14 protein-coding genes and 1 tRNA gene are annotated in these 14,835 nt (G+C 67.6%); 4 read left to right on the top strand and 11 right to left on the bottom strand.

The window, feature by feature from the left end; genetic code table 11:
* A partial coding sequence (locus V7Q39_RS12910; RefSeq protein WP_443082518.1) for a TerC family protein occupies window positions 1-308 on the top strand: 308 nt, incomplete at its 5' end.
* On the opposite strand, the gene V7Q39_RS12905 is transcribed toward V7Q39_RS12910, so the two are convergent.
* From V7Q39_RS12905 to V7Q39_RS12875, 7 genes are all read right to left on the bottom strand, one after another.
* A complete protein-coding gene (locus V7Q39_RS12905) occupies window positions 309-2,618 on the bottom strand; it encodes a sulfatase-like hydrolase/transferase (protein WP_333817001.1) in 2,310 nt (769 codons plus the stop codon).
* Window positions 2,619-4,040: a hypothetical protein gene (locus V7Q39_RS12900; protein WP_333817000.1), complete on the bottom strand. Its 1,422-nt coding sequence runs from the start codon at window positions 4,038-4,040 to the stop codon at window positions 2,619-2,621. It lies immediately after the preceding gene.
* Window positions 4,040-4,930 carry a glycosyltransferase family 2 protein gene (locus V7Q39_RS12895; RefSeq protein WP_333816999.1) on the bottom strand — a complete coding sequence of 297 codons (891 nt, stop codon included), beginning with the start codon at window positions 4,928-4,930 and terminating at the stop codon, window positions 4,040-4,042. The genes V7Q39_RS12900 and V7Q39_RS12895 overlap by 1 nt, the downstream gene beginning before the upstream one ends.
* A 216-nt stretch (window positions 4,931-5,146) precedes the next feature.
* Window positions 5,147-6,082, bottom strand: coding sequence for a hypothetical protein (locus tag V7Q39_RS12890; protein ID WP_333816998.1), 936 nt, complete (start codon window positions 6,080-6,082; stop codon window positions 5,147-5,149).
* The gene (locus V7Q39_RS12885; RefSeq protein ID WP_333816997.1) at window positions 6,083-6,829 is read right to left on the bottom strand and encodes a hypothetical protein; all 747 of its coding nucleotides are present in this window, start codon (window positions 6,827-6,829) and stop codon (window positions 6,083-6,085) included.
* The gene (locus V7Q39_RS12880) at window positions 6,822-7,607 is read right to left on the bottom strand and encodes a hypothetical protein (protein ID WP_333816996.1); all 786 of its coding nucleotides are present in this window, start codon (window positions 7,605-7,607) and stop codon (window positions 6,822-6,824) included. The genes V7Q39_RS12885 and V7Q39_RS12880 overlap by 8 nt, the downstream gene beginning before the upstream one ends.
* The gene (locus V7Q39_RS12875) at window positions 7,600-8,409 is read right to left on the bottom strand and encodes a GSCFA domain-containing protein (RefSeq protein ID WP_333816995.1); all 810 of its coding nucleotides are present in this window, start codon (window positions 8,407-8,409) and stop codon (window positions 7,600-7,602) included. Before V7Q39_RS12875 ends, V7Q39_RS12880 begins: the two co-directional genes overlap by 8 nt.
* Before the next feature lie 407 nt (window positions 8,410-8,816).
* Here V7Q39_RS12875 and V7Q39_RS12870 point away from each other — a divergent pair, with 407 nt between their 5' ends.
* Window positions 8,817-10,073: a DNA polymerase IV gene (locus V7Q39_RS12870; RefSeq protein WP_333816994.1), complete on the top strand. Its 1,257-nt coding sequence runs from the start codon at window positions 8,817-8,819 to the stop codon at window positions 10,071-10,073.
* A 322-nt stretch (window positions 10,074-10,395) separates the two neighbouring features.
* Here V7Q39_RS12870 and V7Q39_RS12865 read toward each other — a convergent pair whose 3' ends face one another.
* From V7Q39_RS12865 to V7Q39_RS12850, 4 genes are all read right to left on the bottom strand, one after another.
* Window positions 10,396-11,115, bottom strand: a complete 720-nt coding sequence (locus V7Q39_RS12865) for a hypothetical protein (RefSeq protein ID WP_333816993.1) — start codon at window positions 11,113-11,115, stop codon at window positions 10,396-10,398.
* 512 nt (window positions 11,116-11,627) lie between these two features.
* Entirely contained in the window at window positions 11,628-12,332 is a 705-nt protein-coding gene (locus tag V7Q39_RS12860; RefSeq protein ID WP_333816992.1) for a hypothetical protein, read from the bottom strand.
* Window positions 12,333-12,632: 300 nt separating this feature from the next.
* A complete protein-coding gene (locus tag V7Q39_RS12855; RefSeq protein ID WP_333816991.1) occupies window positions 12,633-13,469 on the bottom strand; it encodes an alpha/beta fold hydrolase in 837 nt (278 codons plus the stop codon).
* Window positions 13,470-13,532: 63 nt separating this feature from the next.
* Complete coding sequence (locus V7Q39_RS12850) at window positions 13,533-14,399, bottom strand: N-formylglutamate amidohydrolase (RefSeq protein WP_333816990.1); 867 nt, start codon at window positions 14,397-14,399, stop codon at window positions 13,533-13,535.
* A 163-nt stretch (window positions 14,400-14,562) separates the two neighbouring features.
* On the opposite strand from V7Q39_RS12850, the gene V7Q39_RS12845 reads away from it, so the two are divergent.
* Together V7Q39_RS12845 and ykgO are read left to right on the top strand one after the other, a co-directional pair.
* Window positions 14,563-14,637: transfer RNA gene (locus V7Q39_RS12845), tRNA-Val, on the top strand.
* A gap of 74 nt (window positions 14,638-14,711) precedes the next feature.
* Window positions 14,712-14,835: type B 50S ribosomal protein L36 (ykgO, locus tag V7Q39_RS12840; protein ID WP_023666132.1), on the top strand; the 124-nt coding region annotated here is incomplete at its 3' end.

The raw sequence follows: 14,835 nt of genomic DNA, 5'->3' as shown, positions 1-14,835 counted from the left end.
TCCTGATCACCACCGACACCTTCATCGTCTACACCGCGAACATCATGGCGATCCTCGGCCTGCGCGCGCTGTATTTCGCGCTGGCAGCCCTGGTGCACCGCTTCCACTACCTGAAATACGCGCTGGCCGTGGTGCTGATCTTCATCGGGCTGAAAGGCTTCTACAGCTACTTCTTCGGCAAGTTCGACCCTTACCTGTCGCTGGCGATCACGCTGGGCATCATCGCGGCCGGGATCGTCTATTCGCTGTGGAAGACCCGCGGCGATGACGACGGGCACAGGCCCACGGTCGCGAAGGTCGCCGACTGATCAGGCACCCTGCCTGATCTGCACCGTAACATCGTGGTCGCCGGGCACCCCGGCGATCCGCAGCACCGAAAGCCCCAGCGTCACGTCCACCATGCCATCGGCGCGGCGCGAGACCTGGGGCGGCTTCGGCCAGGCGGTCAGGTCATAGACCTGCTCGGCCTGCCACTGGCTGACATGCGTCACCCCGCCATAGGCCAGCACGAAGACGACAGCACCCGGCCCCGGGTCGATCAGGTTGATCCCCGTCCCCGCATGCACCGTGTCGTTCCCGCCCCCCAGCCGCACCCGGTTCCGCCCCGGCCCGGTATGCACCACGGATGACCCGTCGCCGTCATGGATCTCGTCGTTGCCATGCCCGCCGAAGATCTTGTTCCGCGCCGCCGTGCCGATGATCGTGTCGTCGCCGGTGCCACCGTCCAGCACGTCGCGCCCGCCTCCGCCGATCAGCCGGTCATTCCCCGCCCCGCCATAGAAGAAATGCCGCGAGCTTTCGTTGACCGAGATCGCCCGCAGCACGTCATCTCCCTCGCCGCCGTAGAAGGTGGCCCCGCCGTATTTCGGCCCGATCATCACATCGTTCCCGCGCGAGCCGCGCACGTCGACCATCACCCGCTCGGTGGTCTCGAAATGGATCGGGCTGTCGGGATGCGCCACGATGCGCAGGACGCGCGGGGCCTTCTTCGCCGCCTCGGCATCCTCGTGCCGGGCCAGCACCGTGGCGATGCGGATGTTCTCCACATTCATCGGGCAGTGCAGGACATAGCCGTCCGGCCCCCCCAGATACCATAGCGTGTCCTCGCCGCCGTCCTTGCTTTTCCGGATCTTCTCCACCTCGGCGCCATAGGCCCAGTAGTTGTCGTTGCCCCGCCGCCCCTCCAGCACGACCGAACCGTCCACCGCCATCATCGCGTTCACGCCATCCGCCGGGTTCTCGAACCCGCGCAGGTCCAGCCCCAGCTCCAGCGCCCCCTTCACCAGCTCGCCCCGCAGCACATCCATCGGCGCGGTCGCGATCAGGTTCTCCGTCTCGCCGGGGTCGGCGACCACGTCGTAGACATGCTCCTCGCCGTTCGGATAGCGGAAATAGCGGTACTGGCTGTAGCCCTCGATCGAGGGGCGCACCGACAGCGTCCCGAAGACCGAGGTGATCGGCGACTTCGTGGTGTCGAACGTCCCGAAACTCGGGTCGATCAGCGGCAGCAGGCTCTGCCCCGACACCCAGTCGGGCCGGGGCGGCAGCCCGGCAAGCTGCATCACCGTCTTGGGGAAATTGTGCAGGGAAACCGGCAGCTCCACCACCCGGCCCCCCTCCATCCGGGGCGACCAGATCGCCAGCGGCACATGCGCGGCCGAATCCCACTGGCTCATCTTGTGGAAACTGTCGTGATTCCCAAGGTTGAACCCGTTGTCCGACAGGAAGATCACCGTGGTCCTGTCCCCCAAAGGCGACGCCGCCAGCGCGTTCAGGAACCGCCCGATCTCATGATCCACATGGCTGATTGCGGCGAAATAGGCGCGCACCACCTGCCGCCAGCCATCGTCCCCGCCCTTTTCCGGCGTCCAGTTGCCGTTGGCGATATAGGCCGCCTCATAGACGGCGAAGCCCGGCGGAGGCCCGTAGTAATCCTCCGGCGCCGCGATGTCCGGCCAGCGAATCCGGGCGGGGTCATACAGCTGGTAGAACCGGTCCGGACATTCCAGGTTGTAATGCGGGTGCTTGAAGCCCAGCTGGATCAGGTGCCTGCGCGTCGGATCGGCCCGGCCCAGGAAGTCGATCGCATTCTGCGCCACGGTGAAATCGTAGAACAGATGGTCCTGCGACCCGTCGTCGTCGGGGTGGTTGATCCCCGCGATCCCCGGCCCCCGGTCGAGATAGGGATGCACCTTGGTCCGCCCGCTGCTGTCCTGCGCGGGCACGTCCTCGTGGAACAGCACCCGGCGATAGCGTTCCGGCATCGGCTTGTAGGTCGCGTCCACCTTGCCGGTGGTGAAGGTATAGAACCCCGCCCGCCGCAGGTCATAGGCCCAGGCCTTCTCCGGCGGCAACACCTGCCGCCAGAAACGGTTGAGGTCCACGAGCCCGGTGCGGAAGGGCGACAACCCCGTCGCCAGCTCCGCCCGGCACGGCGCGCACAGGGGAATGGTCGCATAGGCATTGCCGAACCGCACCCCGGCATTCATCAGCCGGTCCAGGTTCGGCGTCTGGATGGTGATCCCGAAGGTGTCGCGCCAGGTGAAGACGTCGATCATGTCATCCACCCAGATGACACAGATGCTGTCGCCCGCGATGCTGTCCGCCGTGAAGCCCATCTAGAGCCCCGTCAGCTTCAGCCGCGCCGGCAGCGCCCAGCGGCGCAGCGCGCCTTCGCCGAAATCGCCCCGCAAGGCCCCCCGGTTCGCCGGATAGGGGCCATTGCCCGCAGCCGCCGCATGGGCATAGGTCACGAAGACCTCGCCCTCCGGCCGCTTCGAGCAGCCAAGGACCACCACCTTCGCATCGGCCTTGTCGACCGCGACCCCGGTGATCCTCGCCCCGTTCGTCACGCCTTCCAGCGCGAAGCCCGCCAGAGGCCCGGCCCCGAACGGATCCTCCGCGTCGATCACCAGCGCCTCCTGCGCCTCGCAGATCAGGCGGATGCCGCCCTCCGACCATTCCGCCAGCTGGATCGTCGGGCACAGCCAGCGCCCCCCGCCCTGCACCGCCAGCAGCGCCTCGGCCAGCAGCACCGCCTTCTCGGCCCGGCCTTCATCGGTCAGCCGCCCGGTATCGTCGATCCGGAACGCATAGGAGGGTGCCGCAAAGACCAACTGGTGCTCGCCATGGTTCCAGGACAGCTCCCACTGCCCCTCCAGCCCCGGCCCGCGCGTCACCCCTTGCGTGCCGCAGTCGAAGGCCGACAGGAAGACGGGCCGCGCCAGCCCCTGTTTCGCCATGCCCCGGGTGATCCGCTCCATCAGCGCGATCATCCCGTCGCGATAGGCCAGCGGGTCGCCGGTCAGATCCTCCAGCGTATAGTCCAGCACCACCGCCAGCACCCGCGCGCCCACCCCCAGCCGGGTTGCCGCCGCGACCAGGTTGGCGAAGGATTGGTCCAGATTGGCGACAGCGGCTCCGGTCCCCAGATCATGGGCCGTCGCTGCCATGTCGGTCTCGGCCCGGACCAGCATCAGCGGCAAGGGCTGCAACGCCGCCCGCCGCCGCGCCAGCATCTCATCGGCCACCAGCGCCTCAACCGTCAGCTCGCGCAGCGGCTCCAGCGCATCGGTCGCCACCGCCTCGCCCTCGCCGCCCTGACCCACCGCACCGATGTCGTCCGCCGGGGCCAGCACATGCCAGCGGAACCGCGCCGGGCCGGGCGACCCCAAGCCCGCCCGCGCCCCGCCGATCCCGAGGATCGCCAGCAGCGGCCCCTGCGCCTCGGCGATCACCGCCCCGCCCGACACATGCCGCCGATAGCCCCGCGCAGAATCCGCGCCCGGCAGGTTGGCCTGGAAGAACAGCCAGTCCCCCTCGCGCCGGGGCGCCCAGAGGTCGATCCCTTCCGGCAGGTCCGGCAAAGGCGGCGTCTCGGTCGGCGCCACCGCCTGCGGCTTCAGCTCCAGCCGGGCCGCGATATCGGCGATCACCTTGTCCGATAGCCGCAGGACCAGCCCGGTCTCGTCATAGCGGATCACGTCGCCGTTCTCGGCCCGGATGATCACGCCTTCGGGGAGGATCGGCTTTTCCACCATCAGAACACCGCCTTGAAACGCTCGGGCAACCGGTAGACGCCCTTGGGCCGCGCGCCGCCGGGGGCGAAGTAGACCACCTTCTTCTCGCGCCAGCCCTCGACCATTTCCTTGCGGAACTCGGGGAAGTCCACCGTCTCGGCGCGCGGCGTCTCCTTCGACAGCGCTTGATAGGTCTCCCAGGCGGTGTCCCAACCGGTCTTCGCGCGCTCCACCTCCTCCAGCGCCCCGCTCTGGATCACCCTTTGCGCCCGCCGGGTGGCCAGCCGTCCTTCGGTCATGTCGTGGTCGATGAACCGCAGGTGGAACAGGTAGAGATGCGGGTCGAGATGCAGCTTCGGATGGTTGGCGAAATGCCCCCCCGGCGCCATGTCGATCCTGTCGCAGGTGATGCAGGGCTTGGCATAGTTCGCGTTCAGCCGGAAGATGCGCCGCACGTCCAGGATGTTGCGCCCCTCGCTGATCGGCTCCGGCTCCAGCTTCGGGTTGTGCACCATCTCGATGGCGAAGGGCGTGATCACCCGCGGGCCGCCCCGGACAGCATACTGCTCCAGATAGTCCGGCAGACTGTCCGACACCGCCGGATCGACACAGACGATCTCGTCCACATCGCCCACCAGCACCCAGTTGTAGAAATTGGTGAAACCCGAGGTCAGCCGCGACAGCATCTGCCAGCGCCGCTGGTTGAAGCAGTTCCGCGTCGCGTCGAACGGCAGGTAGATGACATTGCAACCCTCGGCGATGCGCTTGTGCTCGGGATCGCCGCCATGGCTCAGGACGAACAGGTTCTCGCGGCCCAGCTGGCGGCCGTAATAGTCGACCCAGCGCGAGAGGAAGAAGTGGTCCCCCCCCACCATGGTCATCGCCATCATCCGGCCGCGTGTCTGGTCCATGTCCTCGTCCTGCCCGTCCGCTCCCGCATAGCACGACGGCAAAGCCGGGGCCTAGAGTGGAGCCGGAAGGAAACCCCAAGCCCCTTTCACATTTGCCCAAATATCCCCGCCGGAGGCAACATCGAGCGATTTCTCGTTCTTCACGAGAAATCGCGAGACAAGGAGTCTTCGCGCGTCAGCGCTCGATCTGAAAGCCGCCCGCGCCCGGCAAGGCGGTCAGGTCGCCCCCGCCTTCCGCGCATTCACCGCCCCGCGCCGCGCCCGTCGGATGAAGACCGTCTCCTCCTCCGGCAGACCCTCGCCCAGCCGCAGCATTGCGTCCGCCGCCCGGATCACCAGCCCGTGGCGTCCCCGGTTCGCCGCCGCCGCCAGAAGCGCGCGCTGCCATTTCGGGACGGCCCGCCGCGCCCGGAACGCCTGCCAGAACTCCGGCCCCGCGCCGTCGCCGTCGATCAGCGCGTCGATCAAAAGGGGAAAGGTCCCGGTCTTCAGCACCACCCGGATCGCCTCATGCGTGGCGAAGGGCACCCGCAGCATCTGCACGTTCGGCCCCGCCAGCCGCGCGGCATGGGCTCGGTCCTCGGGCACCATCGGGTCAAAGACCACTACCGCGCGACGGATGTAGGGCACTGCCGCCGCCGCATCGAGGAACGGCATCCCCTCCCAGTTCGACCGCTTCACCGCATAGGGAAACCGCGCCTCGTAGGGCGCGATCACCTTGTTCATCGTCGACTGCGGCGAAAAGGCCAGCACCCGCGCTTCGGGGATCAAGGGCGCGAAGTTCAGCGCCGCGAACCCCCCCATTGAGGCCCCCGTCAGCACGATCCGGCGGAAGCGGCGGAAGAAGCCCCGCTCCTCCAGCCCGCGCAGCAGGGCAGGGGCGGTGGGCTGGCGGAACCAGTCCTTCGCATGGCTCTGCACCCCCAGCACCGAATGTCCCATCGGCTCAAGCCGCTTCCAGGCCCAGGGGCCGCGAGGCCAGCCCTCGTCGATGGTGGCGAGGTTGTCGAAGGACACCACCAGCGCATCGCCGCCGCCCTCGAACCACAGGTTCGCGTGCTCACCCCGGATCAGGAAGCGCCCGGCCTGCGCGGCCTCGTTCAGCCCCATCTCGGGGGGCACGTCCAGCGGCGGCGGGTCCTCGGTGGTCACTCAATAGGCCCAGCGCAGATAGCGGCGCAGCGCGGCCAGCGTCGCCTGATCCTCCGGGTCGTCGGATCCAGGCAGGCAGCGGTCGGGCCAGAACATCACCTCATGCAGCTGCGACTGGCCCAGAAGCTTGGCCAGCCCCCCCCGGTTCGACCGGCAGCCGATGAAGAAATCGGCCGGATGCGCCAGGCCCGGCACCTTGCCCGCAACCTCCGCCACCGCATCGCCCAGGCCCAGCCGCAGGCATCGCCCGTCGAAGCCCAGCACGGCGAGCTTCACGCCCCGTCCCTTCGGCACCGGCAGCCGCACCTCGACCGTGCTCTGCTTGTCCTTGGCCAGAAGCTGCCCCTCGCTTTCGGTCAGGAAGACCATGTTCTGCGCCTGCCCGCAGAAGACCGAGGCCAGCGTCTTCGCCTCGCCGTCCGAGCGGTAGATCACCGCCACGGTGAAGGCCTCGACCTCGGGCGCGAAGCCCGGCAGGGTGAAGCCGCAGTTCACCCCCTCCTGGCAGACCAGCGCGCCAGGCGGTCCCGGCTCGAACCGGCTGTTGCCCGTATTCGGCCCCGCCGCCACCGCCTCGACCGCCATGCGCGATTCCCGCCAGCCGGTGATCGTCCCGCCGGAACGGACGAGATCCTCCTCACGGGCGATGAAGCGCGCCCCGCCGCTGCGCAGCATCATCTGCGCCAGCAACTGGTCCTCGCCCCCGACCAGCGCGCCGGGAGGCAGCCTCATCGCGATCTCAAGCATCCCGCCTCCTGTCCCCGTCATCTTGCCGACCGTGCCCTGCAGCCGCAAGCCTGCGCACGACCGGCATCGCCTCCTCCAAAACTGCCGCGCCATAGGCGGCATTGTGATGTTCGAAGTCCTGCTTCGCCAGATGACCCTCCACCGCATAGCGCACATCGGTGAACATGCCTTGGCTTACCGTCGCCTCCGGCTGGCGCAGCAGCGTGATCCCGTCCTCTGCCGCCGCTTCCTCCATGATCCGCCAGAATCCCGGCACCCGTTCCGCAGTCAGCGCCGCCATCTCCGGCGCCATCGCCGCCGCGAAACGCCCGGGATCGCCGGTGTAATAGGCGATGGGGGCCAGCAGCACCCGCGCCGTCCCGGTCGAGGCCAGCCCCGCCGCCAGCCGGTAGCCCTGCTGCCCCCGCAGCCCGTCGGTCAGGATGCGCCGCTGCAGGCCCTGGCTCAGGAACGGCCCCTGCGCGAGCGCCTGCAGCACCTGGTGGAACAGTTTCCAGACATAGACCCGCGCGCCCATCACCAGGATCACGTCGAAATCCGCCGCCGGCAGCGACGTCCGGCCCTTCGCGTTGAATCGGGCAAAGCGGCGGGCGGTGAAATCGTCCATCGGATGCACCGCTCCGTCCCGGAATTCGAGATGGCGGAACCGGCCCCCGACATGGCCCCAGTATTCCAGCTCCACCCCCGAGACATCGGCCAGACCCTGCAGCTCGGCCTGTTTCAGGCAGGCATAATGGCTGTCGCCAAAGATGCAGAACCGGGGCAGGCCGTCAGCCATGGTGCCGATCCGGCGCGAAGGCCGCCAGGATCTCCTCTTCGCAGCGCAACTCCTCGGCCTCGGTCAGCTCCGGCTCCGGCGGCTCGTCCATCTCCGTCACCGTTTCCGGCGGCGGGGGCACCGGCGGCAGGCCGGCATCCCCGAAGGCCGCAGCCTGGTCGCGGAAGAACTGCGTCATCACATGCTCCACCCCCCCGGGCAGCACCGACCGCAGGTTCGGCGCGAAGAACCGCCCCCGGTAGGCCGGATGGGAGATGATCTCGTAGGACGGGAAGTAATCCACCCGCGCCTGCGCCCGCACCAGCTCGGAGGCCACCGCCCGCAGCAGCGACTTGGAATGGCTGGTCGCCGTCAGCACATGCTCCCCCGAGGCCGTGGCCGTCAGCGGCACCGGCGAGACGGTCAGCAGCACCTTCAGCCCCCGGTTCGCCCGGAACATCAGTCTCAGCGCCGCCGTCATGTCCGCCATCAGCGCCCCGAAGCCGTGGTTGACGAAGCCATGCGCCCCGGCATCGAACCGCCCCGCGACCGTGCCGGGGCAGACCGCATATTCCACCCCCGTCGCCGTGTCCTGCCAGGCCTCGGTCAGCCCCAGGGTGAAGACAAAGACCTGCGCGCCCCGCACCGCCGCCGCTATCGCCGCCAGCGTGTCCCGGCGCGAGGCGTACAGCTCTTCCGCGCTGACGAAGCCCCCCGGCTCCACTCCCGGGCGGAACGGGTCGTAGAACCGGCCGTCCTTTTCCCAGACCTCGGCGGGAACCGGCGTCTCGGTCAGCGCCCAGGTCAGCCACTGCAGCAGCATCCGGGGCGTGTAAGTTGCCGGTGCGGAAGCTGAAGGTGCCGTAGTGATAGTCCTTCCGCTGCTCCGGCGTCAGCCCCGCCGGGCCGGGCTCGAAATCCAGCCAGCGATAGCGCCGGGCAACCAGGGCCCTGGCGAAATGCTGCGCGAAGCAGGATCCCGCCGTTACGATCCCGGTCCGGCGACCGATCTGGTGCCGGGGCTTCCACAACCCCGCGATCTCCAGCGCGTCGCGCTCGGCGACGGCGGTGCGCCAGAAGCGATCCTCGGGCAGGCTCTCGTAAGGGTGCGACATGCGCGGGCGATCCTTGGTCTTGCCTTCCGGATAGGACGAACAGGTTGCGGGAAGGTCAACCGCTTTCGTGGCCACTCTCCACAGACCGCGGCGCGCATGATAGCCTCGCCCCATCATGCCCAGCCTCTGCCGCGACTGCCTGACCCTGACCGACAGCACGGCCCCGCGCTGCCCCGCCTGCCGGTCGCCGCGTATGGTCGCGCATCTGGAACTGACGCAGCTTTCCATCGCGCACATGGACTGCGACGCCTTCTATGCCTCTGTCGAGAAACGCGACAACCCCGCGCTCCGCGACCAGGCGGTGATCGTCGGCGGCGGGCAGCGCGGCGTCGTCTCGACCTGCTGCTACATCGCCCGGATCAAGGGCGTCCGCTCGGCCATGCCGATGTTCCAGGCGCTGAAGCTCTGCCCCGAGGCGGTCGTGGTGAAACCGCGCTTCTCCGCCTATATCGAAGCCTCCCGCGCGATCCGCGCGATGATGGAGGACCTGACCCCCGCGATCCAGCCCCTCTCGCTGGACGAGGCCTTCATGGACCTCACCGGCACCGCCCGCCTGCACGGCGCCCCGCCCGCCGTCCTGCTGGCCCGCCTGACCCGGCGGATGGAGGAGGAGCTGGGCCTCACCGGCTCCATCGGCCTTTCCCACAACAAGTTCCTGGCGAAGATCGCCTCCGACCTCGACAAGCCGCGCGGCTTTTCCATCGTCGGCAAGGCCGAGACCGAGACCTTCCTCAAGCCGAAACCCGTCCGCATCATCTGGGGCGTCGGCACCGCCACCCAGACCGCGCTGGAACAGGCCGGCATCCGCACCATCGCCGACCTCCTCCGCTGGGACCGCGCCGACCTGACCGCGCGCTTCGGCAGCATGGGCGACCGGCTCTGGCATCTGGCCCGTGGCATGGACACCCGCCGGGTGAACCGCGACGAGAAACTGAAGTCGATCTCCAAGGAGACGACCTTCTTCGAGGACACCTCCGATCCCGACCTGCTCGACGGCCATATCTGGCGGCTGTCGGAACAGGTCGCCGACCGCGCCAAGGCCAAGCGCCTCTCGGGCCGCACCGTGACCCTGAAGCTGAAGAAGGGCGACTTCCAGCTCGTCACCCGCCGCCATGCGCTGACCGACCCCACCCAGCTGACCGACCGCATCTACCGCGCCGCGAAGGACCTCTTCGACCACGCGGGGACAAACGGCCCCTTCCGCCTGATCGGCGTCGGCATCTCCGACCTCGCCCCCGAGGACCAGGCCGACCTCAGCGGAGACCTCCTCGACCCCCAGGCCACCCGCCGCGCCGCCGCCGAACGCGCGACCGACGCGATCCGCGCCAAGTTCGGCGCGGAGGCGATCATCAAAGGCCGCGCGCTGCGCTGACCCGCTCCTTGCTCGCGGTTGCATAGAGCTGCCGATGACCAGCGTGCGCTACTTCTCGGCGAGGGGCTAACCGCCTCCCAACCTGTCATCCCCGCGAAAGCGGGGACCCATGTGCTGGGCCTGTGGGTCCCCGCTTTCGCGGGGATGACAGCGTTGCAGGGTTGGCAATCTGCCCACGCTTGTAGGCGAAGTGAGAGCCCCTTTTCGGTAGGGTGGGTGCAACCCACCATTCCCTCGCAAACGGTGGGTTGGCACCCGCCCTTTGAAACTACCGCACACCGCTGCGTCGCCAAATGCGGGGAGAAAGCCCTTCTTCAGTAAGTCAGGGCTTCGACATCCTCAAGGTGTCGTAAGTCAGGTAGTTTAGCGCTTCAGGCTTTTCGGGATCATAGAAGTGAAGACCAGAGAAGGTCCTTTGTGCTACGAGCTGTTTCCAGAACGGCAGAGTTTCAACCCGCCCCTCCGTCACCGCCTCCCCCGTGACCTCCAGCGTCACGGCTTTCAACCGCACCCCCTCGCCAAACACCGCCGCGAGGTCCTCCGGGTCCACCTCCCACACCGTCTCCGGCTTGGTAACATCGTCAAACGTCACCAGCATTGGCCACGCCTCACGCGGCAACTCTACCGGCCTGTCCTTCGGGAACCCGATAATCTCCCGAACCCCCTCCGCCGACTTCGCGAAATGCCCGCGCGGCACCGCGATTGCGAACCCCGCGTTCAGCCCCGGCTCGCCCTGCCAACCCTTGCCCCCCTTCAGAAGCGCAAACAGCCAACGGCCCGGCATCACCTCGACCGCAAGCGCTTCGCCTGTGACCCGAACACTGGCCGACGAGGGATCAACGCCACTGAACAGCGCCTTCCCGATGGCACCGGTTCCCTCCCAGTCGATCCTCTGAACCGCCGACCCGCGCATCTCGCCCTGCGGCGTCTCGACCACCAGCGTCAGCCGCTGGTTCCAGCGGACTGTCCCGCCGCCGAACAGCGCCTGGAAGGTGAGGAACAGAAAGACGGCAACCGCCCCAAGACCCACAAGAACCCGCATCCCGACCCACTCACCTCAAACCCACCGCGCAACCCTAGCACAGCCCGCACGCCCCGGAACCGTCCGAAGAACCCGACCCCACCCTTTCACCTGTTCCCAAATACCCCCGCCAGAGGCGAGACAAAAGCGAGGTCGTAGGGTGCGCTACAGCGCACCGTCCCAAGGCGCCGAAGGGGTAGGGTGGGTTGGCACCCACCCTACGAAACTGGGTGGCCAGTTCGGCCTGCGCCGTCTGGAAACCTGCACCGCCCATCCAGGCGTTCAAATCGGCTCCAAAGGTTGGATCATCGGCGCCGCGGTAGGAGATGACGATATTGCCGGAGGCGTCCTGGTAGGCGGCGGCGTAGAAGCTTGCGTCAACTTCGGCAGACTGAGGATCAGTCGCTGATTGCCCTAGGATTATATAGCCACCGATACTTGATCCAATGCCTCCGAGCCCCGGCACGAACGGATCGCAACCCGGTTGTAAGAATCCAATGAAAGGATCGCGTAAGTTAGTTCAGGTGAAATCGTCATTTTCCTACCTCGGTCGAAAACCAGCCAACACCAAGCAAGTTCGCGAGTTGATATTCTGCTCCAAGCGTTTCATATCTTTGGCCGTCGAGCTGGTTTGGCCTTACCTCGCTGAGCCACCCCAACACCCGCTCAACTCGCCCCTTCGTCACCGCTTCCCGCGTGATCTCCAGCGTCACCGCCTTCAACTGCACCCCCGGCCCAAAGCTGGCGGCAAGACCGGCCGGGTCGAGCAGCGCCACGCTTTTTGGGTCTGCCATGTCGCCAAAGGTCACCATCATGGGATACTGAACCTCCGGCACCGTGATCACCCCCGCCGCCCGGTCGCGCTTGCCCTCAACCTCGTCGAACAGCGCCCCGTCGATCACCCGCCCCTCGCGCCCGGCGATCGAAGCGGCGGCGACCGAGCCCATGTATTCGGTCGTCCCCGCCCCTTTCAGCAGCGCAAACAGATAGCGGCCTGGCATGACCTCGACCACCACCGCCTCTCCGGTCAGGTCATAGCTCCAGCCCATGCCATCCCAACGGATCCAGTGTTTGCGCGAACTGACTGCGCTGACCGAGGAGCCCGAGACCTCTCCCGCCGGGGTCTCGACGGTGATGGTCAGTCTTTGGCGCCAGCTATAGCGGTCCTTGTTGACCACAGCCCAGACCAACGCCAGCACCACCGCAGCAATCGCGGAAACAACCAGAACCTTCTTCATCCCAAATCGCCCAACCACACTTGGACCGCGTCACCCGACAACACCCCGACCTCAGTCCTTCACTTGTTCCCAAATATCCCCGCCGGAGGCATCCGACCGCAGGGCCGGACGCGCCCTCACCCGATCCGACCAACCCGAACGCCAGACGCCTCCCCTCTCCCACGGTGGGGAGGGGATGGGGGTGGGGGGCTCCCGGGCAGACCAGGGGCCGCGCGCCCAATTCCCTAACCTCCGGTAAACGCCCGCAGCCAACCCCTTGAAATCATTCACGCCGAAAACTGCCCGCGCGCGGGCAGCCCTTCACCCGTCGATGAACGCCCGGATCGCCGCATTGTACTCCGCCGGGGCCTGCAGCATCGCGAAATGGCTGGCCTCCGGCAGGATCACCAGCTTCGCTCCCGGGATCAGCGCGGCCATCTTTTCAGAATGGGCGGGCAGGATCGCCTCGTCATGGTCGCCCACCACCACCGCCACGGGCACGGTGATCGCCTTTACCTGATCGTCCGTCCAGTTCGGCTGCGACGCCCACATCCCGGAAATCTGAGTGACGAAGGCGTCGAACTGGTCCGGGGTCGGCGACAGCCGGGCATAATCCTCGGCCATCCGCCCGACATAGATCCCCATGAACACCGGGTCGTCCTCCACCGTCGGGTCCACCCCGTCGGTGGTGATGTTGGCGGCATGGGCGAACAGGTGGTCCAGCCGCTCGGGGTGGGTCATCGCGATGTCCAGCCCGATGATCCCGCCATCCGACCAGCCCACCAGATCCACCTTGTCGACCTTCAGAAGATCCAAGAGCGCCAGGTAGTCCGAGGCCATCAGGTCATAGCCGAACGGCTCCTCCGTCCGGGTCGACCGTCCGTGTCCCCGGCTGTCGGCCACGATCACCAGATGGTCCTGCATCAGGTCGATCACCTGGTTGGCCCAGATGTCCGTGTTCCCGAGGCCACCGTGGATCAGAAGCACCGGATCCCCCGCGCCATAGGTGGCGTAATACATCTTGATCCCGTTCACCTCGGCCATCCCGGAACTCGACGCTTCCGGCATCGCCGGGGGCGTCGGGATCGTCATCCAGCGATCTTCGGCAGTCGCGACGGTGGCACAGGCAACAAAGGCGGCAGCAAGCATCAGGCGCATCTCGGGTCCCTCCTGTAGACGCGCCCAGACTGACGCCGCGCAACCGCCCGTCAACCGATTCCCTCACTCCGCCGCAAGCTGCGCCTCTCCGCCGCCCTGGATGATCTCGGCAACCACGCCTGCCATAAGCTCGCGGAACGCCCCGAACTCCGCCAGCCGCTCGACCCTGACCTCGTCCATGTAGAGCGCCCGGTCGATCTCGACCTGCACCACATGCACCCCGCGCGAGGGGCGGCCATAGGCCTGCGCCACATAGGCCCCGGCGAAGGGCGCATTCCGCCCCACCCGCAGGCCCGCGCCTGCGAAGGCCGCCTCGATCCGCTCCATCACCTCGCGCCCCGCCGTGGCTCCGTAGCGGTCGCCCAGCACCACCTCGGGCCGTGGCTGGCCGGGCCTCGTATGCGCCTCGATCGCCTCATGCGGCATGGAGTGGCAGTCGATCAGCACGGCCTGCCCGAACTCGGCCCGCACCTCCTCGACCAGCCCTGCCAGCGCCTGGTGATAGGGATGCCAGAACCGCCGAAGCCGCGCCTCCGCCTCCGCCAGCGGCAGCTTGCCGCGATAGATCGCCCGTCCCCCGGCCACCACCCGGGGAATCACCCCCAGCCCGGAGGAGATTCGCGGGTTGTGCGGCGCCCGCGAAATGCCCTCGATGACGGCCGGGTCCAGCTCGTCCGCCGCCCGGTTCAGGTCGAGGTAGGCCCGCGGCGCCCGTGCCGCCAGAAGCGGCGCCCCCATTCCCGGCGCCATCCCGAACAGCTCGTCGACGAAGGCATCCTCCGACGACCGGATCGCCTGCCGGTCCAGCACGGCCTGCGCCAGAAACTCCGCCCGATAGTCGCGTCCCGAATGCGGCGAGGCGAAGATGACCGGGCAGGTCCGCGCCGCCGGGCGGGTCAGGACATAGGCCTCGGTCTCGGTCCGCGCCAAGGGTCACCTCGCTTTCACTCCTCCGATATAGCCCGATAATCCGCAAAGCCGAAACCCCTTGCAGCCCTGCGCGCTTGCCAGTATAGCACCCCCGACCGACGCGGATCGCCCCGCGTCCTTTTCGTTTCATCGGAAGGGGCAGGTGCGGATGCAAGGCTCAAGTGGGCGGTTAGCTCAGCGGTAGAGCACTACGTTGACATCGTAGTGGCCACTGGTTCGATCCCAGTACCGCCCACCATTCGCCGCCCCCGGATCCGGGGGCATGGGATTCAACTGGCGCGGGATGCGCGCCGCGAAATGGGAGGGACGACCATGAAGGTTGCCAACTCGCTCCGCTCGCTGAAGACGCGTCACCGCGATTGCCAGGTCGTGCGCCGCAAGGGCCGCGTCTATGTGATCAACAAGACGCAGAAGCGCTACAAGGCCCGTCAGGGCT

The organism is Tabrizicola sp., assembly GCF_036781545.1.
GTDB lineage: Bacteria > Pseudomonadota > Alphaproteobacteria > Rhodobacterales > Rhodobacteraceae > Tabrizicola.
Note: the sequence above shows the minus strand (reverse complement) of the source record. Positions and strands in the feature narration are given on the sequence as shown.